This window comes from Rhizobium sp. Root149 (assembly GCF_001427345.1).
In the GTDB taxonomy this organism is placed as follows: domain Bacteria; phylum Pseudomonadota; class Alphaproteobacteria; order Rhizobiales; family Rhizobiaceae; genus Neorhizobium; species Neorhizobium rhizoryzae.
Map to the genome: position 1 here is coordinate 32,508 of NZ_LMGD01000004.1, position 19,831 is coordinate 52,338.

Annotated in this window: 23 protein-coding genes and 1 pseudogene; 14 read left to right on the forward strand and 10 right to left on the reverse strand. The window is 59.0% G+C overall.

All coding sequences use genetic code 11. The features are described from left to right. The first annotated feature begins 8 nt into the window (after positions 1-8). The gene (locus tag ASD54_RS27190) at positions 9-218 is read left to right on the forward strand and encodes a hypothetical protein (protein WP_244484678.1); all 210 of its coding nucleotides are present in this window, start codon (positions 9-11) and stop codon (positions 216-218) included. 193 nt (positions 219-411) lie between these two features. Here ASD54_RS27190 and ASD54_RS04880 read toward each other — a convergent pair whose 3' ends face one another. Further along, positions 412-1,698, reverse strand: coding sequence for a DUF882 domain-containing protein (locus tag ASD54_RS04880; RefSeq protein WP_062553507.1), 1,287 nt, complete (start codon positions 1,696-1,698; stop codon positions 412-414). A 204-nt stretch (positions 1,699-1,902) separates the two neighbouring features. Between ASD54_RS04880 and ASD54_RS04885 the strand changes: the two genes are divergently transcribed. Continuing rightward, positions 1,903-3,231, forward strand: coding sequence for an Nramp family divalent metal transporter (locus ASD54_RS04885; RefSeq protein WP_062553508.1), 1,329 nt, complete (start codon positions 1,903-1,905; stop codon positions 3,229-3,231). Positions 3,232-3,502: 271 nt separating this feature from the next. Here the strand turns inward: ASD54_RS04885 and ASD54_RS04890 are convergent, their stop codons facing one another. Beyond that, on the reverse strand, positions 3,503-3,919 hold the full coding sequence (locus ASD54_RS04890; RefSeq protein ID WP_062553509.1) for a helix-turn-helix domain-containing protein: 417 nt from the start codon (positions 3,917-3,919) through the stop codon (positions 3,503-3,505). 121 nt (positions 3,920-4,040) lie between these two features. Between ASD54_RS04890 and ASD54_RS04895 the strand changes: the two genes are divergently transcribed. After that, on the forward strand, positions 4,041-4,553 hold the full coding sequence (locus ASD54_RS04895) for a hypothetical protein (protein WP_062553510.1): 513 nt from the start codon (positions 4,041-4,043) through the stop codon (positions 4,551-4,553). Here the strand turns inward: ASD54_RS04895 and lspA are convergent, their stop codons facing one another. Next, a complete protein-coding gene (gene lspA / locus ASD54_RS04900) occupies positions 4,554-5,063 on the reverse strand; it encodes a signal peptidase II (RefSeq protein WP_062553511.1) in 510 nt (169 codons plus the stop codon). Positions 5,064-5,071: 8 nt separating this feature from the next. Next, positions 5,072-5,761, reverse strand: coding sequence for a L,D-transpeptidase (locus ASD54_RS04905; RefSeq protein WP_082547086.1), 690 nt, complete (start codon positions 5,759-5,761; stop codon positions 5,072-5,074). Between the two features lie 790 nt (positions 5,762-6,551). On the opposite strand from ASD54_RS04905, the gene cyoA reads away from it, so the two are divergent. From cyoA to ASD54_RS04935, 5 genes are all read left to right on the forward strand, one after another. Next, the gene (cyoA, locus tag ASD54_RS04915) at positions 6,552-7,742 is read left to right on the forward strand and encodes a ubiquinol oxidase subunit II (protein ID WP_062553514.1); all 1,191 of its coding nucleotides are present in this window, start codon (positions 6,552-6,554) and stop codon (positions 7,740-7,742) included. A gap of 17 nt (positions 7,743-7,759) precedes the next feature. Then, positions 7,760-9,760: a cytochrome o ubiquinol oxidase subunit I gene (cyoB, locus tag ASD54_RS04920; RefSeq protein WP_062553617.1), complete on the forward strand. Its 2,001-nt coding sequence runs from the start codon at positions 7,760-7,762 to the stop codon at positions 9,758-9,760. A gap of 1 nt (position 9,761) precedes the next feature. Then, positions 9,762-10,382, forward strand: a complete 621-nt coding sequence (gene cyoC, locus ASD54_RS04925; protein WP_062553515.1) for a cytochrome o ubiquinol oxidase subunit III — start codon at positions 9,762-9,764, stop codon at positions 10,380-10,382. After that, positions 10,379-10,765, forward strand: a complete 387-nt coding sequence (gene cyoD, locus ASD54_RS04930; RefSeq protein WP_062553516.1) for a cytochrome o ubiquinol oxidase subunit IV — start codon at positions 10,379-10,381, stop codon at positions 10,763-10,765. The genes cyoC and cyoD overlap by 4 nt, the downstream gene beginning before the upstream one ends. Before the next feature lie 176 nt (positions 10,766-10,941). Next, entirely contained in the window at positions 10,942-11,325 is a 384-nt protein-coding gene (locus tag ASD54_RS04935) for a hypothetical protein (protein ID WP_062553517.1), read from the forward strand. A 66-nt stretch (positions 11,326-11,391) separates the two neighbouring features. Here the strand turns inward: ASD54_RS04935 and ASD54_RS04940 are convergent, their stop codons facing one another. The 3 genes from ASD54_RS04940 to ASD54_RS26460 all read right to left on the reverse strand — a co-directional run bounded on the left by ASD54_RS04940 (position 11,392) and on the right by ASD54_RS26460 (position 12,565). After that, positions 11,392-11,997 (reverse strand): transglutaminase-like cysteine peptidase, encoded by a 606-nt coding sequence (locus tag ASD54_RS04940; RefSeq protein ID WP_062553518.1) that lies wholly within the window; start codon positions 11,995-11,997, stop codon positions 11,392-11,394. Between the two features lie 74 nt (positions 11,998-12,071). After that, positions 12,072-12,320 carry a hypothetical protein gene (locus ASD54_RS04945; RefSeq protein ID WP_062553519.1) on the reverse strand — a complete coding sequence of 83 codons (249 nt, stop codon included), beginning with the start codon at positions 12,318-12,320 and terminating at the stop codon, positions 12,072-12,074. Positions 12,321-12,391: 71 nt separating this feature from the next. After that, complete coding sequence (locus ASD54_RS26460; protein ID WP_156379079.1) at positions 12,392-12,565, reverse strand: hypothetical protein; 174 nt, start codon at positions 12,563-12,565, stop codon at positions 12,392-12,394. A gap of 391 nt (positions 12,566-12,956) precedes the next feature. Between ASD54_RS26460 and ASD54_RS04950 the strand changes: the two genes are divergently transcribed. The 4 genes from ASD54_RS04950 to ASD54_RS04960 all read left to right on the forward strand — a co-directional run bounded on the left by ASD54_RS04950 (position 12,957) and on the right by ASD54_RS04960 (position 16,060). Then, entirely contained in the window at positions 12,957-13,487 is a 531-nt protein-coding gene (locus ASD54_RS04950) for a hypothetical protein (RefSeq protein ID WP_062553520.1), read from the forward strand. A gap of 184 nt (positions 13,488-13,671) precedes the next feature. Then, entirely contained in the window at positions 13,672-14,760 is a 1,089-nt protein-coding gene (locus ASD54_RS04955) for a murein L,D-transpeptidase family protein (RefSeq protein ID WP_062553521.1), read from the forward strand. Between the two features lie 3 nt (positions 14,761-14,763). After that, positions 14,764-14,925: a hypothetical protein gene (locus ASD54_RS26465; protein ID WP_156379081.1), complete on the forward strand. Its 162-nt coding sequence runs from the start codon at positions 14,764-14,766 to the stop codon at positions 14,923-14,925. 13 nt (positions 14,926-14,938) lie between these two features. Further along, positions 14,939-16,060, forward strand: a complete 1,122-nt coding sequence (locus ASD54_RS04960) for an NAD(P)-binding domain-containing protein (RefSeq protein ID WP_082547087.1) — start codon at positions 14,939-14,941, stop codon at positions 16,058-16,060. Here the strand turns inward: ASD54_RS04960 and ASD54_RS04965 are convergent. The 3 genes and pseudogenes from ASD54_RS04965 to ASD54_RS04975 form a co-directional block, all read right to left on the reverse strand. Continuing rightward, positions 16,032-16,954: pseudogene (locus ASD54_RS04965) on the reverse strand (cation diffusion facilitator family transporter). The gene ASD54_RS04960 and the pseudogene ASD54_RS04965 sit on opposite strands and share 29 nt — an antisense overlap. A gap of 32 nt (positions 16,955-16,986) precedes the next feature. Further along, complete coding sequence (locus tag ASD54_RS04970; RefSeq protein ID WP_062553522.1) at positions 16,987-17,655, reverse strand: thioredoxin domain-containing protein; 669 nt, start codon at positions 17,653-17,655, stop codon at positions 16,987-16,989. Then, positions 17,652-18,092: a disulfide bond formation protein B gene (locus ASD54_RS04975; RefSeq protein ID WP_062553523.1), complete on the reverse strand. Its 441-nt coding sequence runs from the start codon at positions 18,090-18,092 to the stop codon at positions 17,652-17,654. Before ASD54_RS04975 ends, ASD54_RS04970 begins: the two co-directional genes overlap by 4 nt. A 269-nt stretch (positions 18,093-18,361) precedes the next feature. Between ASD54_RS04975 and ASD54_RS04980 the strand changes: the two genes are divergently transcribed. After that, entirely contained in the window at positions 18,362-18,937 is a 576-nt protein-coding gene (locus tag ASD54_RS04980; protein WP_244484679.1) for an SCO family protein, read from the forward strand. A 91-nt stretch (positions 18,938-19,028) separates the two neighbouring features. Next, on the forward strand, positions 19,029-19,694 hold the full coding sequence (locus tag ASD54_RS04985; protein ID WP_062553618.1) for a L,D-transpeptidase: 666 nt from the start codon (positions 19,029-19,031) through the stop codon (positions 19,692-19,694). Positions 19,695-19,831 lie beyond the last annotated feature (137 nt).

Here is a 19,831-nt window from a genome sequence, read left to right on the forward strand (position 1 = left end):
GAGGTTTCATGCGGAGGCTCTTCGCCGGACGCGACCAGAGCTTCGGCTGGGATGGCAAGCTGCTGGCGGCCTTCGACGGCGGCAAACAGGGCGTAACCCATCATGGTGCAAGATGTGACGCCGACCAGGAAGGTTCCGGCAAGCCACCTGACCGAGATCTCCCTCCGGTCGAGCGTGCGTCTACCGTCAGCCAGGATCGGCCGATCGTTTCCTATTGAGCGTGTTATCGAATTCTTGGCCTGCAACCCGTCTTCCGCTTCTTCGAAAAGCTGCAGGCTTCCTGACGGAGACAGCAGCGGGAAGCGCCCTCATAGAACCTCTAGCGGCATGAGGGTCAATAAAGACTGAGGCGGTTTGGTGTGCTGGCGAAAAGAAGGTGGTTCACGTTCTCGCGATTGGATGGTCGATATACTACCCACCCGACGAGAAGCGGCCGTTGTCAAACGCTTCTGCGGGCTCGGTCGCGACTTGGACATCAACAATGCTTTGATCGCTTGAAGCAACCACCAGAGCGCGGCGAACGAGGACCGGCGCTGACATTCCGGTCGAACTGCCCGGCTGCGACAAGGCCCACGCGACGAGGGCATCGTCACCGTCGACCTCTTCATCGGGATCGATTTCAAACGCATCGATGGGGAGGCTTGCGATCGATACGGCAGGCTCCTTCAAAGCGATGCGCGGAGCGAGCTGGAGCGCGTCGCGCACCTCCATGGCCAATGAAGCCGGGTCTATCGATGCGGTCTCTATCCTCTGCTCGATAACGATCTGCGACGGTCGTAGTGAGGGGACCGGCACGGTAATCGATGCGAGATCGGCGAAGGATGGCGTTGGAGGCGCGGCCTCTGCTTGCGGCCTCGTCTGGAGCTCCAGCGCGCGCTCTGCCCTGGTCTTCGAAGTCGGAAGCATTGCCGTCAGAAGGCTGCTGCGAGACGAGCTGACATCGTCGTCATCACCAGCGGTGCTGGCGATCTGGATCGAGTCGGGGCCGACCCGTCTTCGGTAATCCGCCACGGCTTGCTCATAGCCGGGCAGGGGCCGACCGTCTGCTGGAAGATGCATGGTGTTGCCGTTGGGAAAGATCCTGGCAAGCTCCTGTCGGGACATGCGCGGCCAAGCCCTGACGTTGCCGACATCGAGATGGACGAAAGGCGAGCCGGAAGTCGGGTAGAAACCCACGCCGCCGATCTGCATCTGCATTGCGAGTGCCCGGAGCGTGGCGAGCTTAACGCCGGGAAGGTAGAAGTCCATCGCCTTTCCGAGCATGTGCTGGCTGTTCTTGGCGACCCCCGTAACTCGCGAGCGGTTCCTGAGCATGTTGTTCGTGGTGGGTGAGCGATATGCCGAAACGATATGGATATAATCCTTCGCGCCACTGCGGTCATACACCTCCCAGACCAGATCGAGCAGGCGAGGATCCATTCGGGCAGGTTCGTTACGCCGCCAGTCGCGCAGGAACTGATTGATCTGCGCCAAACCTCTGGAATCATATTTCCCGTCGCGCTTGAAGGTGATCGTCGCGCGCTCCCCGGTATGCGTGAAAAACAGCTTGAGAGACCGCTCCTCCGCGACTGCGGCACACGCAGATCCGACGTAGGCGGGAAGCGCGAGGATCGCGGTGGCTGCAGCTCGGATTGCCCAGCGGCATGCCTTGGAGAGCAGGACGGGCGTCGAAGGATACGAGAACTCGGGCACTTTCATGAACACAGGCACAACATCCCTCAGAAGGATTCAACGCACGCAAACGAAGCGGCTCGCTTGTCAGTGATTATGGTCAACAATTCGCTAATAAGCCGTTGACGTGTAGCAGCGCGGATCTCGGTGCAGACCCTCTTGTAAGATCCAATCCTTCATGCGAATGATTTGCAATTGCAACATGGTCGCCGATGAGGGATGAGAAGGCTGATGGATCAGAACGTTTCGGGATGGCGGAAGACCGCCGGGGACCCATCGCTTTCGGATGTTCACCGCACGATAAAAGTATCGAGCGCACCGGGATCGATGCGGCGTGCCATGGCATTCTTCGGCCCCGGCTATCTTGTCGCGGTCGGATACATGGATCCTGGCAACTGGGCGACTTCGCTCGCTGGCGGCTCCAAGTTCGGCTATGCGCTCCTGACCGTAGCGCTGCTTTCGAACATCATGGCGATCGTCCTGCAGTCGCTCTGCGCGCGTCTCGCCATCGCCTCCGGAAGGGACCTCGCCCAGGCCTGCCGCGACGCGTTCCCGAAACCCGTCGGGATTGTTCTGTGGCTTCTTGCTGAAATCGCAATCATTGCGACCGACATCGCGGAAGTGATCGGAACAGCGATCGGCCTGAACCTCATCTTCGGGATACCCCTCGAACTTGGCGTTATCATCACCGCGCTCGACGTGTTCCTCATCCTATACCTTCAGAAGCTTGGTTTTCGCTGGGTCGAAGCCCTCGTCATCACGCTGCTCGGCGTGATCGCCGTATGCTTTACGATTCAGATCGCACTTGCCGATCCTGACTGGGGACAGGTGATCCTGGGATTCGCGCCGACGACAGAAATCGTCACAAATCCTGAGATGCTCTACCTTGCGCTGGGGATCCTCGGAGCGACGGTCATGCCCCACAACCTGTATCTCCACTCAGGGATCGTACAGACGAGAGCCTACGGACATACGCTTCCTGAAAAGCGCGAGGCGCTGAAATTTGCGACGATCGACTCGACGGTCGCTCTGATGTTCGCACTCCTCGTGAACTCTTCGATCCTGATACTTGCGGCGGCGACCTTCCACACGACCGGACGCACGGAGGTGGCCGAACTGGGCGAGGCGCACAATCTGCTTGCCCCTCTGCTCGGGCTCGCGATCGCCCCGACATTGTTCGGTATCGCCCTGCTGTGCTGTGGAATCAATTCGACGGTCACCGCAACCCTTGCCGGGCAGATCGTGATGGAAGGGTTCTTGAACATACGGCTCGCCCCTTGGCTACGCCGTCTCATCACGCGCGCCATAGCGATCGTTCCGGCGGCAGGGGTCACCATCGCGTTCGGAGACAGCGGGACAGCTCAGCTACTTATCCTGACCCAAGTCGTCCTGAGCCTTCAATTATCCTTCGCGGTGTTTCCGCTGGTGATGTTCACCTCGGATCGCCGAAAGATGGGCGAACTCAAGGCCCCGCTCTGGCTCACGTCTTTCGCCTGGCTGATCGCCATCGTCATCGCGGTACTCAATGTGAAGCTACTGACGGATTTCATATCCGTCTGACGCAGTCATTTCTCGCGCTAAAAACGGAACCGCGAATGCTGGATGTGAAAGGAAATCACAGTGTCGGACGGGAAGTGGCTGTTATCGAAAGCTTGAATCCCACGGCGGTTCGCCCTTAGCTTTTGAGCGTTGCGCTGATCCGACTTCTTTCCCGACTGTTGATCCTAGTAATCTTGCTCGCGGGCGTAATCTCAGGAGGCTTGAGCTTCGGATAGGATGCCGCAACGCTAGGGAGGTCGGATGGCTCTCTACGTTCTGGCTGACGCTCAAGCTAGTCGTGATCGGTCGAGCACAGATCATGGTTGGCGAGCGCTCGGATGACGTAGCAGTCACGAACCTGGTTCGTATGGCAGTGTGTCGAAATGCGCTCAAGCTCGGCCTCCAGCTTTTTGAGACGCATGATCTTCTCCCGAACGGTGACGAGCTGCTCGGCAGCGATCCGATCGGCCTCCTCGCATGGCTTCTCCGGATGCTGGCTGAGATCGATAAGTTCGCGGATAGCCTCGATCGTCAGCCCGAGTTCGCGCGCGTGCTTGATGAACGACAGACGCTCGCGTTCGGACCTGGAATACCTGCGCTGATTGCCTTCCGATCGTTCCGGATGAGAAAGAAGGCCCATCTGCTCATAGTACCGAATGGTCGGGACCTTCACGCCTGTCGTCTTGGACAAGTCACCGATCGTCAGCATGCGAATCCTCCAGTCAAAAAAGCAGCCTCACAAGCCGCGGCAAATTCGAACTTCACGAAAAACTGAATCCATTGAAACCGCAACCGAGGTATTCAGGATAGGCCCAATGTGAGGATTCCGTATGGCAAATCAAGTGATCCTATGGCTTCCTGCGATCCAGACTGGCTTGCTCGCCCTGATCGCGACTCCCTGCTCTGCGTCGGGCTTCAATCCTTCGCATCTCCCAGACTATCCGAACGTGGTTGTCGAACATGCAGAGCTCGTGCTGAGTCCCGAGGGAATCCCCGACACAGCGTACCTGACCATCTACAACGGAACCGGCAGCCCCGTTTCTGTCACACAGGTGACTGCCAGCGGCTACAACAGTGCGGCGTTTGTGAAACGGAGCCAACACCTGTTTGGCTACGAGGAAATTGCGGTCAACGATGCCGACCTCGCCATCCCCGCAATGGCGGAGCTCGATATGAGCCAGGATGCGGTATTCGTCACCATGCAACGGGATCGGGAACTGCTGGGGAGCGTGACGATCACTGTCGGGTTCGACGATGGCAGCCTCCGGTCCGTCCCGGCGAGAATTGTTGAAACAGGTAGAGCAAGGACAAGTCATCATCATGGGGCGAGTGAACTGGAGTGATCAGACGGCCGTCGATTGTTTGCTTCCGGTTTGACGGAATGAAACTGCGATCATGAACAGTGCACCGCATACGATCATGACATCCGCTAGATTGAATGTCGGCCACGACCATCCGTAGAGATGAAAGTCCAGATAGTCCGTTACGCTCAGATTGAGGAATCGGTCAACCACGTTCCCGCTGGCTCCTCCCGCGATCGTAGTGATCGCCAGTGATTCCATCGCATCCTTCGCCCTCCACGCCCAGACAACAAGGCCTAGAACCAGGCCGCCCTGCAGCAGCGCAAACAGCCTGGGAGCGGAGGCCATGGCATCGGAGAACAGGCTGAAACTCACTCCGGGATTGAACGCCAGAGTAAGGTTGAAGAAGCCCGTGATCGGAATGACCCTCGGGGGATCCATGAGATGATTAACGACGAGATACTTTACGGCGAGATCTAGCAGGCAGAGCGCCGCGACCCAGAGGAAGATAAATACGGGCTTCTTCAGGACCCCGGTCGATAAGTTAGTCATTCGATCTCCTACTGCTGGACGACTATGCGGGCCTTCGACGGAACCCGGTCAAAGAGATCGATCACGTCCTGATTCAGGAGCCGAAAGCACCCGGACGACACCGCATTCCCGATCGAGCGCCAGTCCTTCGTTCCGTGAAGGCGATAGAGCGTGTCCTGCCCATCCTGGAAGATATAGAGCGCTCGTGCTCCGAGCGGATTGTTGGGCCCTGGTGCTTGCCCGCCATTCGCGTACGAGTACTTCCGGAGTTCTGGCTGCCTGGCAATCATCTCCGCCGGCGGTGTCCATCGCGGCCATTTCCGCCGCCACTGAATTACGCCTTCGCCCGACCAGGTGAAGCCAGCGCGACCGATGCCGATTCCGTATCTCACGGCGGTGCCTGCATCTTCAGTGAGATAGAGAAACCTGTTGGCGACATCAACGACGACAACGCCCGCAGGCTCGCCAGTGAGATTTTCAACCCGCTGCCGATAGTATTTCGGGTCGATCTTTCGAAAGGGAACGCCGGGGATGAGGTGACCACCGTCGGTCCTTGCAGCGTAGCGAGCGGCAAGCTCGCGTTCGCTCGGTTCCAGTTGGCCAGGGGTGCTTTTGGCCGCCGCAGCCGTCGCTACGGGACTTCCAAGGACGGCTGATGCCAGAGCACCCCCAGATAGAACGACGAGTGACCGACGTTTGAAAAGACCCGGTTTGGGCATGCATGTCCTCATTCGGTTGGCGCGTCCGCGTCATCCGCACTGCTGATTTCCTGTGGGTTTACGATCTCTAGTAGCTTGAGGTTCAAGCGTCAGGGCAGAGCTAAGGTGTGGATACAACGAATTGTGTAGAGCTCGTGATGAACTGTCTTCTCGCCTTGACGACAAATTGGCGCAGTGTCGAAGTAGCGGGTTTTTTTTGAAGTCGAGCTTTGCTAGTCGTCGTTCGATCGATGCCGTCCTGCCTATAGGGATGCCGTCCTGCTTATAGGCACGAATGACCCGCAACGTTTCAACCAGTTTGAAGACCATAGCGGTCCTGACGATGATCTTGTTTCAGATCATTTCGGGAAGCCTTTGCTCGACTCCGCTGGCGGATCGCACCGTTGTTGCATCCGGGATCGTCGCGGTCATGCAGGAGCGGGCGGCCCCGGCGGAAAACAGGGCTCTCATCCTGTCTGACGCTGATCACCACGTTCGATGCGAGCGGAGATGCCCGCAAACCGAAACCGACGACATGAGACGTTCGGACGTGCTCCGGTATGCCATATCCAAAGACGCGCTACTTGAGGGCCAGTCCTATCTCATCTCGCGCCCTCCAAGACACCTGAGCTAAGGCAGTCTGTCCGGCATCGCCCAGGCATCTCGTCCTGAAATTGCGCGACCGCAGATTTGCGCCTGAAAACCACGCTTCGACCAGATCTCTGGGCGAGTGTGGGCGTGATCTTTGGTGATCTCATCAGAGCGGCCGGATTCCATCCTGTAACCACAATCCCTATTCCGGGAGCCGAAGGTGCCTCTGTCAAAGAAGCTCGTTCGCCTTACCGCCTATACCTGCTTGCTCCTGCTTGGCGGATGCAAGATGGTCGTCATGTCCCCGTCCGGGGATATTGCGAGGCAGCAGGCGGATCTCATCGTCGTCGCCACGGCACTGATGTCGCTCGTCATCGTGCCGGTCCTGTTCCTCACGCTATATTTCGCCTGGCATTATCGCCACTCCAACCCGAAGGCGAAGTATGATCCGGAGTGGCATCACTCCACCAGGCTGGAAGTCGTGATTTGGTCGGCACCGCTGGCGATCATCATCGCACTCGGCGCGATCACCTGGATCAGCACGCACAAGCTCGATCCATATCGCCCGCTCGACCGCATCGATGCCAACCGACCAGTTACGCCCGAGACCAAGCCAATTGCGGTCGAGGTCGTCGCACTCGATTGGAAGTGGCTGTTCTTCTATCCGGAGTACGGCATCGCCACAGTGAACGAGCTGGCGGCTCCTGTGGATGTGCCGATCAACTTCAAGCTCACGGCCTCATCGGTGATGAACGCGTTCTATGTGCCCGCGCTCGCCGGGATGATCTACGCAATGCCGGGAATGCAGACCAAACTGCATGCCGTCATCAACGAGCCCGGCTCCTACGACGGCCTTTCCGCCAACTACAGCGGAGACGGATTCTCCCAGATGCGGTTCAAGTTTCTTGGGCTGGATCAGGGCGGTTTCGACCAATGGGTCGCACGGGTGAAAAACCAGGGCGCTGCATTGAACCGCAATGCGTACATGAGGCTCGAGAAGCCCAGCGCGAAGGAGCCTGTCCGGTATTTCTCTAGTGTTGAAGACAGTCTCTACAAGGCCGTGCTCAACATGTGCACGCGACCCGGTCAGATGTGCGCCGACGAGATGATGCATATCGACAAGATGGGTGGTGCGGGCGTGGACAGCCGCGAGAACCGCGCGCGCCTCGAATACGACAACCGCCGTGCCAACGGGACAGCCGGAGACCGGGAGATCGCGCCGGATGTCGCCGTCCCATCCAATGGAAGCCCGGCACGCAGTGAAGATCCTACAGGAGTCATCAAGATCAAGGCAAACACGCAGTCGCAATCGATGACCCACGGCATGCAAGGCATGCAGCACCCCACGACGCCTGGAAGCAATGAGGACGGTTCACCGACCGCCGACCTCGATGCGTCCGTGAAACCTTGAAGGATTCGGCAGATACCATGTTCGACAATCTCACACTCGCCCAGTTCGTCTTCGGACGACTTACCTGGAATGCCATTCCATACGATCCCATCATCCGCAGCACATTCGTGGCTGTCGTCATCGGCTGCCTCGCGATCATAGGAGTGCTAACGAAGTACAAGTTGTGGGGCTATCTCTGGAAGGAATGGTTCACGTCCGTCGATCACAAGAAGATCGGCATCATGTACATCATCCTGGCGCTCGTCATGCTGCTGCGCGGTTTCGCCGACGCGATCATGATGCGCATCCAGCAGGCGATCGCCTTCAACGGATCTGAAGGCTACCTTACGCCCAGCCATTATGACCAGGTCTTCACCGCGCATGGCGTGATCATGATCTTCTTCGTGGCAATGCCCTTCATCACGGGGTTCATGAACTACATCGTGCCGCTGCAGATCGGCGCGCGCGACGTTTCGTTTCCGTTACTCAACAACTTCTCTTTCTGGCTGACGACCGCGGGCGCGATCATCATCATGATATCGCTTTTCGTGGGCGAGTTCGCGCGCACGGGCTGGCTCGCCTATCCCCCGCTTTCCGGCGCGGACTACAGCCCGGGTGTAGGGGTCGACTACTATATTTGGGGCCTGCAGGTGGCAGGCGTGGGCACTACGCTCTCGGGCATCAACCTCGTGGCCACGATCGTCAAGATGCGCGCTCCCGGCATGTCGCTGATGAAGATGCCCGTCTTTACGTGGACCTCGCTCTGCACCAACATCCTGATCGTCGCCACCTTCTCGATCCTGACGGCCACGCTCGCGCTGCTCACCGCAGACCGCTATCTGGACACGAACTTCTTCACGAACGATCTCGGCGGCAATCCGATGATGTACGTGAACCTGATCTGGATGTGGGGCCATCCGGAAGTTTACATCCTGATCCTGCCCGCCTTCGGCATCTTTTCCGAAGTCGCATCGACATTCTCGGGAAAACGCCTGTTCGGCTACGTGTCGATGGTCTACGCGACCTGCGCGATTATGATCCTTTCCTACCTCGTCTGGCTGCACCATTTCTTCACGATGGGGGCAGGGGCCTCGGTCAACGCCTTCTTTGGCATCGCCACGATGATCATCTCGATCCCGACGGGCGCGAAGATGTTCAACTGGCTGTTCACCATGTACCGGGGGCGTATCAGATACGAGCCGCCGATGTACTGGCTGATCGGCTTCATGGTCACCTTCGTCATTGGTGGCATGACAGGCGTGATGCTCGCCATCCCGCCTGCTGACTTCGTGCTCCACAACTCACTCTTCCTCATCGCCCACTTCCACAACGTCATCATCGGCGGCGTGCTGTTCGGGCTGATGGCAGGGGTGGCCTACTGGTGGCCCAAGGCGTTCGGCTTCAAGCTCGATTCTTTCTGGGGCAAGATGACCTTCTGGTTCTGGCAGATCGGCTTCTTCTTCGCCTTCATGCCGCTCTACGTCCTCGGTCTGATGGGCGTGACCCGCCGCGTGAGTCAGTTCGATGACCCGTCGCTGCAGATCTGGTTCATCATCGCGGCATTCGGCGCGGGCCTCATTGCGCTCGGCATCCTGTCATTCCTCATACAGATGGTCGTCAGCGTCATGAGGCGTGACCAGCTCCGCTGCACGACAGGCGATCCTCGGGGCGGGCGGACGCTCGAATGGTCCACGTCCTCGCCTCCTCCGGACTACAACTTCGCGTTCACGCCTGTCGTGCACGAGATGGATAGCTGGCACGACATGAAGGAATGCGGATACCAGCGGCCGCTTGGCGGTTACCGGGCGATCCACATGCCGAAGAACACGGGGACCGGCGTCATCCTGTCCGGCATCAGCATCGCGCTGGCCTTCGCGCTCATCTGGTACATCTGGTGGCTGGCCATCCTGTCTTTCGCTGCGATCCTTGTGATCTCCATCGCTCACACCTTCAACTACAACCGCGACTTCCACATCCCGGCAGAGACAGTCGCCGAGGTCGAAGGTGCGCGTTCGAAGCTGCTCGCCCAGGGGAACTGACATGGCAAATCCGATTGAAGCCCGCCGGGCCGACAAGAAATTCCACTTCGAGGAGGAACATCATCCCGAAGGGAGCACGAACCTCGGGTTCTGGCTCTACCTGATGAGTGACTGCCTTATCTTCGCGGCTCTCTTCGCCACCTATGCCGTGCTCGGCCGCAACTATGCGGCCGGGCCTGCGCCTGCGGATCTGTTCGACCTCAAACTCATCGCAGTCGCGACGACGATCCTGCTCGTCTCCTCGATCACCTACGGAGTTGCGATGATCCGCGCCGAGAGCAACGAGAAGGGCGGGACGATCTTCTGGCTTGGTGTCACAGGACTACTGGGGCTCGCCTTCCTCGGCCTCGAAGCCTATGAATTCTATCACCTGATCGCCGAGGGGGCTGGCCCACAGCGGTCCGCCTTCCTGTCGTCGTTCTTCGCCCTCGTCGGCACCCACGGCCTCCACGTCACATTCGGCATCGTCTGGCTTGTCGTGCTGATGGTTCAAGTCTCGAAGTTCGGCCTCACTCCGGAAAACCACCGACGGCTGATGTGCCTGTCGATGTTCTGGCACTTCCTGGATCTCATCTGGATCGGTGTCTTTTCGGTCGTCTATCTGATGGGAGTTGTCGCATGACCTCGAATTCTTCTCACAATGGGGCGCACGGACAGCATTCCGGTCATCGCTCGGGTCAAAGCTCCCTCAATAGCTACCTGAAGGGGTTCGTCCTCTCGCTCATCCTGACTGCAATACCGTTCTGGCTGGTGATGGGAAACGTCATCGAGAGCAAGACGGTGACGATCGCGGCGATCATGATCCTCGGCGGCATCCAGATGGTCGTCCACATGATATACTTCCTGCACATGAACAGCCGCTCGGAAGGCGGCTGGACGATGATGGCGCTGATCTTCACGATCGTGATCCTGCTGATCGTGCTCGTCGGGTCGCTCTGGGTGATGTATCACCTCAACACCAACATGATGCCGATGTCGCCGGAGATGATGAAGAACATGCCTTGAGGCGTTCATCTTCTATTTGAAATGATATGTCCTCGTCTCTATCTGCGGGAGGCCTCGTGGTCTATCCCGCATGCGAGGTCGCTCATATACAGTCCGGGAACCGTCAGCTAGAGGCCAGCGCGACTGGGCTCTTACGGTTTCCGGTTTTCTCCTCTTCCTAAAATGCTGGCGAGCACATGCCTTTTTATCTCGTTACCCATAGATCGCTTGTGGAAGCCGACAGCGATCACGAAGCGGTCGTCAAAGCCCTCGAAAAGATCGAAGACGGCGGGAAGCTCGATTTCGAGGTGAAGTTCGACGAGGCGACCATTACCCATGTCGTCATTTCAGGAAGAAAAACCTCGAAGCCGTCACCCGAAAGTCAGGAGAGATTAGCGGTCTCCGATGATATCCAATCCGTGATGGATCTGCCTAGCGCAGTGACGACTGCTGGAAAGCATCTGGTGGAAAACCGCCCGGCCCAGTTGGAATTGAAGCGTCCGGACGGGCGAACCACCACAATTGTGTCGCTCTTTCTCGGTGGCCTTGTCGTGATGACGATGCTGCTGGGAAAGTTTTAGGCGTGGCGACGCCGATCCTGCACACGCCAGCCCGGCCGAGTTGCCCAGCGCCAAATCTCTGAATGACTATTTGATCCCGCTGACAGCGACCGTGTCACGGCCGTCATTGATCTTGACCCATTTGCCGGGGTCCTGCGAATCCTGCCGCTTGAGATAGGTGTATTCGGTTTCCGACCAGTTCCTGATCTCTGCGCGCAGGTTGTCGAGCACGAAGTCGCCCAATCCTGAACGAACCACCAGGACGGCGTGCCCCGAGCCGTCGGGCTGCAACACGACCGTGATCAGCAGGTTCGAAGCAGAAAAGCCGCGCTCCATGAGCAGCTTGCGCTTCTGCAGCACGAAATCCTCGCAGTCCGCCGCATCGACGGGGTAGGTCCAGAACTCCTCGACACCATAGATATCCATGTCGGTCATGGCTGGGATCAGATTGACGCTTCTGTTCACCTCGACAAGGGTACTCCACGTCTCTTGCGTCAGCTTCATCGGGCCGCGGTCGATGGAACCCGGTCGGCATTCTCGCGGATATCTCTGGCAAAAGTCGTAATGTCCGATAGGCTGGGATGTCGGCCCGGAGATGGGCATGGTGTCGAAAGTGGCTGCTTCCGGCTTCCAGGCCGCGCCCATGGAGATCGTGGTGATGGCAATGACTGCGATCAGAAGCCTGAACATCATTCTTTTCGTCCCTGTTGTTGAGACGATCTATGACGACGAAGCGGATAGATCCCGGAAAAAACTTCGGTGCAATTTTAATGAGATGCGTCAAAATCCGACGCGCGCTTCCGCCATCGCCAATCCAGGAACCAGAGATAAGCTTCAACGCCAATCCATCCGCCGAAACCGATGGATGCCACCAGTCCGATCATGTTCTCGAGCGTGCCGTGTCCCGCGGTCCAGCAAATCAGCTCGAAGATAACTCTGACCACCACAAATCCAACCAGCGAGAAGGTCGCTATGATGGCCAGTGCCTTGAATACCCGTCTGAGGAAGTATCGCATGGCGGGACGTTAGTTCCGTCGCCGGACACTTGGAAATCAAGTCTTCTTGTCTTTTTGAGATCGGGGGCACGTCAGGGCTTGAGCTCCAGCTTCACGCAATCTAAACCATGTTCAGGATATTGCGTGATGATGTTGCTGCTGGATAGATCGATCAGGATGCTATGCTTGGCGCTGCTGGTGGCAGCGGCGCTGATGGCTTCGCTCGGCCCGTCCAACCGCTCTGGCAACCCCACGCCGATAGTCACGTCTGTGCTTCAATCGGGAGCAGAGGTGACTGGTTCTCATCCGCGATGCCTGCATGTTGCAGAGCATTCCCACGATCTCCTCGCTTCTATGCACGACGAAGCAACCACGCCGAAATGCGCGAATTCGAACCTCATCGCATATTCGGATCGTTTTCTTCACCAGACGACAGTAAATCCACTCGAGCATCCTCCACGGGCCTGATCCTCCGATCACGGTCATCCGACCGCGCATGTGTCCGGGCCTGTACGCACGATCGCGACAGGTCTGCCCAAGGGCGGTCCTTCTTGAATCCGTAACCAGGCTTTCGCCCGCAATATGATGCGGGAGGACTTGGTTCAGCGACAGGGACGGATCGAGAGGTCCCCTAGTATCCCTGGTGGAGATCATAGCATGTGGAAGCTTGCACTGACTGGTGTGTGGTGCGTGGTCGTGTCCCTGACAGCCGTCTACGCCGCCTCCCGGTTTACACCACCCTCCGAGGAGCCGAAGGCCCAGTATCCGCTTCTCACCGAACACGAGGTGGTGAAGTCGGAGATGGTGACCGTCCCGATCATAAAACAGACAAAGGTCGACGGCTATGTGGTTGCAGAAGTCAGTCTCACGGCGAACGACGAGGCGTGGCACAACAGCGTCGGCCCCTCGGCGGAGCTGACAGACGAACTAATCTCGGTTCTCCAGTCGACACCCGTGCTGACCGATCCGATGTTCGCCGCGGACAGTCTGCGCTCCGAGCTTGTGAACCGGATGAACGCTCGCGTGGGGATGCAGGCGTACTACAACACTCTCCTGACGAGACTTGATTATCTGACCGTCAATGACCTCGAGAGGATGCGCAAACCGGGCGGCAACCAGATGAAGTCCACTCCTATCGTGGATCAGGCCGCTCTCGATGTCGTGCCAGCTCCGGCGAAAGGCAAATGAGGTTGGGGATCGGGATCGCGACGAGAAACCTTCTAACGCACCTCTTGCACCTCTAGGTGCTTGAGGTTTTATGATCCGGCCGCTTGCTGAGCTAGAGGAGATCGGTGTTTTCACACCATCCCGCGCCGGATCGGAAATGAACCGAACGAAGCAGGTCTAACATGCATAATCGCAGAGTGGCGAAATGAACTGGATCCATATTTCGAGCAAGCGCGTGGCCGGGTTTACGCGAAAGGCACTACTCGCGGCAGCGGTGGGCATCACGTTGTCCGGATGCGTTTCGGATATGGCGCTGGATGACCTGTCGAGTTCAGCACCTCAGATCTCAAGCAAGATGCTCACGGAGATGTCCAAGAGAGGCATGAAGGCTGAGAGCCCGGTGCTGGTCAGGATATTCAAGCAGGAGAGCGAGCTCGAGGTCTGGAAGATCGACCGGACCGGACGCTATTCGATTCTGAAGACTTATCCGATGTGCAGGTGGTCCGGAAAGCTTGGTCCGAAGATGAAAAACGGGGACCGGCAAGCGCCAGAGGGATTCTATCATGTCTCGACAGGCATGCTGAATCCGAAGTCGCAGTACTACGTCTCCTTCAACCTCGGCTACCCGAACAGACTCGAGTCGGCCCTCGGGTATACGGGAGAAGCCCTCATGGTTCATGGAGCTTGCTCGTCCTCGGGTTGCTACGCGCTCACCGACCAGGGCGTGGGCGAGATCTACGCCGTCGTCGCGAAGGCTCTTTCGTCCGGACAGGACCGGTTCCAGGTCCAAGCGTATCCCTTCCGCATGACTGCGGAGAACATGGCGCTTCACAAGGGCGATCCGAACATGCCGTTCTGGCGGACCCTGAAGGAGGGCTACGACGCTTTCGAGATCACCCGGCAGCAGCCCAAGGTTTCGGTCTGCGGTCGGCGCTACATGTTCAATACCGAGTTCTCCGGTGGCGAGCCTCGCGACCCTCTCGCTGCCTGCCCCGCCGTCTCCGCACCTCCGGATCCGCAGCTCATGGCACAGATGGACGCAGAGAAGAAGAAGGTCGATGACGCGATGGCGGACGGCGGCGAAAGCTCTGCGATGTCTGCCTATGTCGACGGCGGCATGCACCCGAGCTTCCGCTCGCTTCTCAAGAAAGACGGCGCGGACAAGCTGGCCGCCCGCATCTCGAACACCAAGTATCCTGTCAGCAGGCCGGATGCAGCCCTTGCAGACCCGTTTAAGGAGATGAAGAAGCGCTCCGGAACAGGCTCGCTGGCGGACGCCCCGGCGGGAGACTAGGCGATGGCGCAGCCCGACCAACGCATGCGCAGGGTCCGACGCAACAACTGGATCGTGTTCGCGATCTTCGCTGCATTCGTGGTCGCGGTGTTTTCCTACAGCTTCGTGCATATCGGCCGGGAGGCGAGGCCAGATCCCGCCGTCTCCGCGCCCGCGCGTCCATAGGCGGTCTGCGACGATGTCGATCGATGCCGGGCAGAGCCTGCGAACCGACGTGCTCGTCATCGGCGCCGGACAGGCGGGTCTCGCCGCAGCTCACGCACTGGAGGCGGCGGGGATCGCGTTCCTGATCGTCGATGCCTCGCCTGCGGTCGGGGATAGCTGGCGCAATCGCTACGATGGCCTCACGCTTTTCACGCCGAGGAGCATCAGCGCGCTCCCCGGAATGCCGCTCGTGGGGGATCCGGACGGATATGCCACGAAAGACGAGTTCGCCGAGTATCTCGCTCGCTATGCTGCGAAAAACAGCTACGGGGTCATCAGCGCCACGAAGATCGTTAAGCTGCTCCGGGTCGGCAGGCTGTTCGAGGCCTTCACGGCAGACGGCCTCATGATCACCAGCCGGGCCGTGATCGTCGCCACGGGTTCCTTTCCAGTGCCTCGGATCCCTGCGCTCTCCCGCTTCGTCCCCGTTTCCGTCGACCAGCTCCATGTCGCGGACTTCCAGGGTGCGTATTCCATTGCCGACGGAGCCGTCCTCGTCGTGGGCGATGGCGCGAGCGGACGCGATGTGGCCCTTTCGCTTTCGGCCACCCATCGGGTCCTGCTTGCCGGAGGCCGGAAGCGTCGACTGCTTCCCGAATGGATACTCGGCCGAAACGTCTGGTGGTGGCTGGACCGATTCGGACTGCTCCGCGCTTCCGCGAACAGCTTCATCGGCAGGCGGATCCGCGAGGCCGACCCGTTTCCGCGGCGTGGCAACGATGACCAGTCCCTTGCAAGGACGGGAGTCATCCGCAGGCCGAGGCTGACGGAGATCGACGGCGGAATGGTCGTGTTCGAAGACGCTTCGAGGGAAGTGGTCCGAACCATCGTGTGGGCGACAGGGTATGTCGACGACTTCCGCTGGATAGAGATCGAGGGAGCGACGGGACGCAATGGCGACGCGATACATAGCGGAGGCGTTTCTCCGGTGGACGGTCTCTACTTCGTCGGGAGACCCTGGCAGCGCAACCGGGCATCCGGCCTCATAGCGGGTGTCGGAGACGATGCGTCGTTCGTCGTCGATCATCTCCGGCGACATGGCGAACAAGGAGTAGCACCGCCCGGCGCTACTCCTTGTCCGCGTCGTGGCCGATAACCTTCGCGTCGGGATCGCTTCTGTCGTCTGCAGTCTCGATCTCCAGGGTGCAGTGTCCGATGCCGTGCTTTTCAAGCAGGAGCTTTCGCACCCTGCGCTTCATCCCGGCGACCTCGCGATTGGAAGGGTCTGCCACGACGATGTGGGCTTCGAGCGCGTTGTGCGCTTCGTCGAGCGCCCAGACGTGGACGTGATGGACATCTTCCACCCCTTCTGCGGAACGCAGATCGCGCACGACCTGGACGATATCGACATCCTGCGGTGTCGCCATCATCAGCAAGCGGATCGAACTGCCGATTTCCGTGAACGCCTGCCACAGGATGTAGCCAGCGATCAGAAGGGTGATTGCGGGATCGATCCAAGTCCATCCATAGATCAAGACGACCGTGCCCGCGATGATGACCCCGACCGAGCCTAGTGCGTCGGACACGTTGTGCAGGAAGGCCGCCCGGATGTTCATGCTGTTTTCGAGAGAGCGTAGGTCAGCATGGCGGTGACCACGTCGATAACCAGGGCAATGGTCGCCACGATGACGACGATCCACCCCTCGATCGGCTCCGGCGTGATGAAGCGCATCACTGCTTCATAGAGAAGGTAGAGGCCGATCACGATCAGGGTCGTGTAATTGATGAGCGCGGCGACGATTTCGGCGCGGACGTATCCGAAGGTCATCGTGTCGTCCGCAGGGCGGCGGGAGATCCTTCGCGTGCCGTAGGCAATCACCAGCGACGCGGCATCGCTGAAATTGTGAAGCGCGTCCGCGATCAGCGACAGGCTGCCGGAGACTATGCCCCCGGCGATCTGTGCGAAAGTAAGAAGCACGTTGACGAGGATCGCCCACCATATGCGCTTGTCACCAGCATCGGCTCCATGATCATGATGGTGTCCGCTCATGTGGTGGTGCTCCGCGCGCGCTTGGACGGCTCTTACGAACTCGGCTTGGTCGCGTCGATTTCGTCTTTGACCAGGTTATAGAGTCCTTGCGGACTGAACTCGGTGAGTGGCTTTCCATTGACGAAGAAAGTCGGAGTCTGCTCGACCTTGTTCGCTCTCACGTCCGCGATGTCCTGAGCAAGTACGGCATCCACCGACGGAGACACTGCATCCTTTCTGGCCTGGTCCAGGTTCAGTCCTGCCGACGCAGCAGCCTGCCAGGCCTTCTCCAGATCCGGCGCACCGTGCGCTGCCCATACAGGTTGTTGCGCCAGCAACGCCTCGAGTACTGGCTGGAAGCGGTTCTGCTTGCGCGCGGCTTCGAGGATTCGGACCGCCTCGTCCGACCCCTTGTGGAGAGGAGTGTATCGGAGCACCAGGCGAACGCTTGTGCCCGTCTGACCCATCATCTGCTTCACGATCGGATAGAATGCCCGGCAGGCCTCGCAGGAAGGATCGAAGAATTCGACGATCGTGACAGGGGCCGAAACAGGACCCATGACAGGCGAGTACATTCGCACAAGCGTGTCATTCGAGGGCGATGATGCTGGGGTCGTGACGGGGGCGGGGGCGGGTGACTTGCTGCCGTAGAGAGCTGCCCCTCCTGCGAAGACGGCGATGGCGACCGATGCTGTTCCGAGGACAAGGGCGCGTCTGTTCATGATGTGGTTCTCCGGCGCACGATGAGAAGAAGGATGATGATCGCGGTGAAGGCCGCAAGCGAGAGGAGGGGAATAGGCAGGATCCCGAATATGACCATGCCATCGCCAGAGCAGGATGGTCCCTGCCCACACGGCTTGATCGCTGACGGGACGATCTTGAAATAGAGGAGATTGTGGAACGCCGCGATCAGCCAGCCGATGGCGGCGAGCGGCGCGGCATAGAGCCAGCATCGTCCGTCGCCCCGATAGACGGCGACCGCTAGCAGGATTGCAAGCGGAAACATGAATGCCCTCTGGTGCCAGCAGAGATCGCATGGTGCCTGCCCCATGACCTCTCCGATGAACAGAGCGCTGAGACTCGAGCCGAGCGCGATGGTCCACGCGCCGAATACGGGAAGCCATGCCCCGTCGCTTGTTTCCAGTTCAGTCCTGTCCATTCGTTCTCCTTAGGATTCCCATTATTGTGAGACCTCTAGTAGCTTGAGGGTCAAGGGCTGGTTGCACGTCTTGAACCACTTTTCCAATGTTCGCTTGCACTTGCCGGGCTGCGTCACTTCGGCGCGGAACTGAAGGTTGCCGCACAATCGCCCTTGAACCTCAGGCTACTAGAGGGATTAGAGCTTTGGCTTGAATGATTCTGATGACGGCGGAATAGGAGCTAGCTCGGATGAAAGGACTTCGGATTTTCCGGATTGTCGTATGGTGCATGGTCGCAGTCGTTGGTGCGGGACTACTTGTGTTCGGCAACGTGCTTCCTTTTCGCTCCGGCAGCGATGCCACGGACATGTCGACCCCGGCCATCGGCAAACCCTTCGAACTCCTCTCGCATCGGGGACAGGTGATCGACAACGCCGCTCTGAAGGGCAAGCCGTACCTGGCGTTCTTCGGCTTCACCCACTGCCCGGACATCTGCCCAACGACGTTGTTCGAGCTCACTGACCTGATGAACGAACTCGGGCCCGTTGCCGACAAGTTCAACGTGGCGTTCATCACCGTCGATCCCGAGCGGGACAGCAAGGAGATGTTGGCCGAGTACATGACGGCCTTCGACCCAAGGATAATGGCGTTGCGGGGCAACCCGCACCAGACCGAGGTCGCAGTCAAGGCCTTCGCCGCCTACGCAAAGAGGGTTCCGACAGAAGGCGGCAACTACACGATGGACCACACGGCCGGGGTCTATCTCATGGATGCCAACGGCAGCTTCAAAGGAACGCTCGACATGCATGAACCGCGCGAAACACGCCTCCACAAGATCCGCAATCTTGTGGCGGGAATGACCTGAGCAGGTCGCCAGCAACCCATTTAATTCAGACATTGCAGACAGATGAGGGAATACATTGGAGCAGACAAGGATCACCAGGCGCGCATTCGTGATGATCGGAGCTGGCACAGCGGTCACCACCCTGGCAGGCTGCTCGACGACCGCGCGGGAGACGGTTCAGCCAGCGGCTATCCCGTTGGAAAATCCGGCGCTCGCCTCGATCTACGGACCGATGCCCGATGAACGGTTTCCGCTGCCTGCTATCCCATACCAGAAGATCGACAGACGATATCATCGGCAGCTCGTAAGCGACCCGACGGGCGAGCGCCCGGGAACCCTCGTCGTCGATACAGCGAACTTCTTCCTTTACCTGACGCAGGAAGGCGGGCAGGCGATGCGCTACGGGGTCGGTCTTGGACGACAGGGGTTTGAGTGGGCCGGAAAGGGTGTCATCCAGTACAAGCGGCAATGGCCGCGCTGGACCCCGCCCGACGAGATGGTCGCTCGACAGCCAGAATTGATCCCGTACAGCATCGCGAATGGCGGCATGGAGCCGGGCCTAAAGAATCCGCTGGGTGCACGCGCCCTATACATCTTTCAGAATGGCGAAGACACGCTCTACCGCATCCACGGCTCTCCGGAATGGTGGAGCATCGGAAAGGCCGTGTCTTCCGGTTGCGTCCGCATGATCAACCAGGATGTCGTCGACCTGTACAGCCGGGTGCCGGACAGAACGGTGGTCGTCGTCGCCAGCCTGCCACGTCCCGCGGCTGTATGAAGCGAGATGAGCGGATTTCCGATGCACACCTCATTTCACGGAAACTCTATCGTTCCGTCATCGACAGGACAGGGTTCGTTAATTCCCGTTCCGTAAACAGGTTCAACCTTAACTGTATATTTATGCAGTTTTTAATG

Bases quoted from the DNA above. Each gene is read 5' to 3' on its own strand.
- ASD54_RS04985 (WP_062553618.1), top strand. From the start codon at position 19,029: ATGATCGGAGCTGGCACAGCGGTCACCACCCTGGCAGGCTGCTCGACG.
- ASD54_RS04950 (WP_062553520.1), top strand. From the start codon at position 12,957: ATGTGGAAGCTTGCACTGACTGGTGTGTGGTGCGTGGTCGTGTCCCTG.
- ASD54_RS04880 (WP_062553507.1), bottom strand. From the start codon at position 1,698: ATGAAAGTGCCCGAGTTCTCGTATCCTTCGACGCCCGTCCTGCTCTCC.
- ASD54_RS04940 (WP_062553518.1), bottom strand. From the start codon at position 11,997: ATGATGTTCAGGCTTCTGATCGCAGTCATTGCCATCACCACGATCTCC.
- ASD54_RS04975 (WP_062553523.1), bottom strand. From the start codon at position 18,092: ATGGACAGGACTGAACTGGAAACAAGCGACGGGGCATGGCTTCCCGTA.
- ASD54_RS04885 (WP_062553508.1), top strand. From the start codon at position 1,903: ATGGATCAGAACGTTTCGGGATGGCGGAAGACCGCCGGGGACCCATCG.
- ASD54_RS04955 (WP_062553521.1), top strand. From the start codon at position 13,672: ATGAACTGGATCCATATTTCGAGCAAGCGCGTGGCCGGGTTTACGCGA.
- ASD54_RS04960 (WP_082547087.1), top strand. From the start codon at position 14,939: ATGTCGATCGATGCCGGGCAGAGCCTGCGAACCGACGTGCTCGTCATC.
- ASD54_RS27190 (WP_244484678.1), top strand. From the start codon at position 9: ATGCGGAGGCTCTTCGCCGGACGCGACCAGAGCTTCGGCTGGGATGGC.
- ASD54_RS04980 (WP_244484679.1), top strand. From the start codon at position 18,362: ATGGTCGCAGTCGTTGGTGCGGGACTACTTGTGTTCGGCAACGTGCTT.
- ASD54_RS04945 (WP_062553519.1), bottom strand. From the start codon at position 12,320: ATGCGATACTTCCTCAGACGGGTATTCAAGGCACTGGCCATCATAGCG.
- ASD54_RS26465 (WP_156379081.1), top strand. From the start codon at position 14,764: ATGGCGCAGCCCGACCAACGCATGCGCAGGGTCCGACGCAACAACTGG.
- cyoC (WP_062553515.1), top strand. From the start codon at position 9,762: ATGGCAAATCCGATTGAAGCCCGCCGGGCCGACAAGAAATTCCACTTC.
- ASD54_RS04970 (WP_062553522.1), bottom strand. From the start codon at position 17,655: ATGAACAGACGCGCCCTTGTCCTCGGAACAGCATCGGTCGCCATCGCC.
- lspA (WP_062553511.1), bottom strand. From the start codon at position 5,063: ATGACTAACTTATCGACCGGGGTCCTGAAGAAGCCCGTATTTATCTTC.
- cyoB (WP_062553617.1), top strand. From the start codon at position 7,760: ATGTTCGACAATCTCACACTCGCCCAGTTCGTCTTCGGACGACTTACC.
- ASD54_RS04895 (WP_062553510.1), top strand. From the start codon at position 4,041: ATGGCAAATCAAGTGATCCTATGGCTTCCTGCGATCCAGACTGGCTTG.
- cyoD (WP_062553516.1), top strand. From the start codon at position 10,379: ATGACCTCGAATTCTTCTCACAATGGGGCGCACGGACAGCATTCCGGT.
- ASD54_RS04905 (WP_082547086.1), bottom strand. From the start codon at position 5,761: ATGCCCAAACCGGGTCTTTTCAAACGTCGGTCACTCGTCGTTCTATCT.
- ASD54_RS04935 (WP_062553517.1), top strand. From the start codon at position 10,942: ATGCCTTTTTATCTCGTTACCCATAGATCGCTTGTGGAAGCCGACAGC.
- ASD54_RS04890 (WP_062553509.1), bottom strand. From the start codon at position 3,919: ATGCTGACGATCGGTGACTTGTCCAAGACGACAGGCGTGAAGGTCCCG.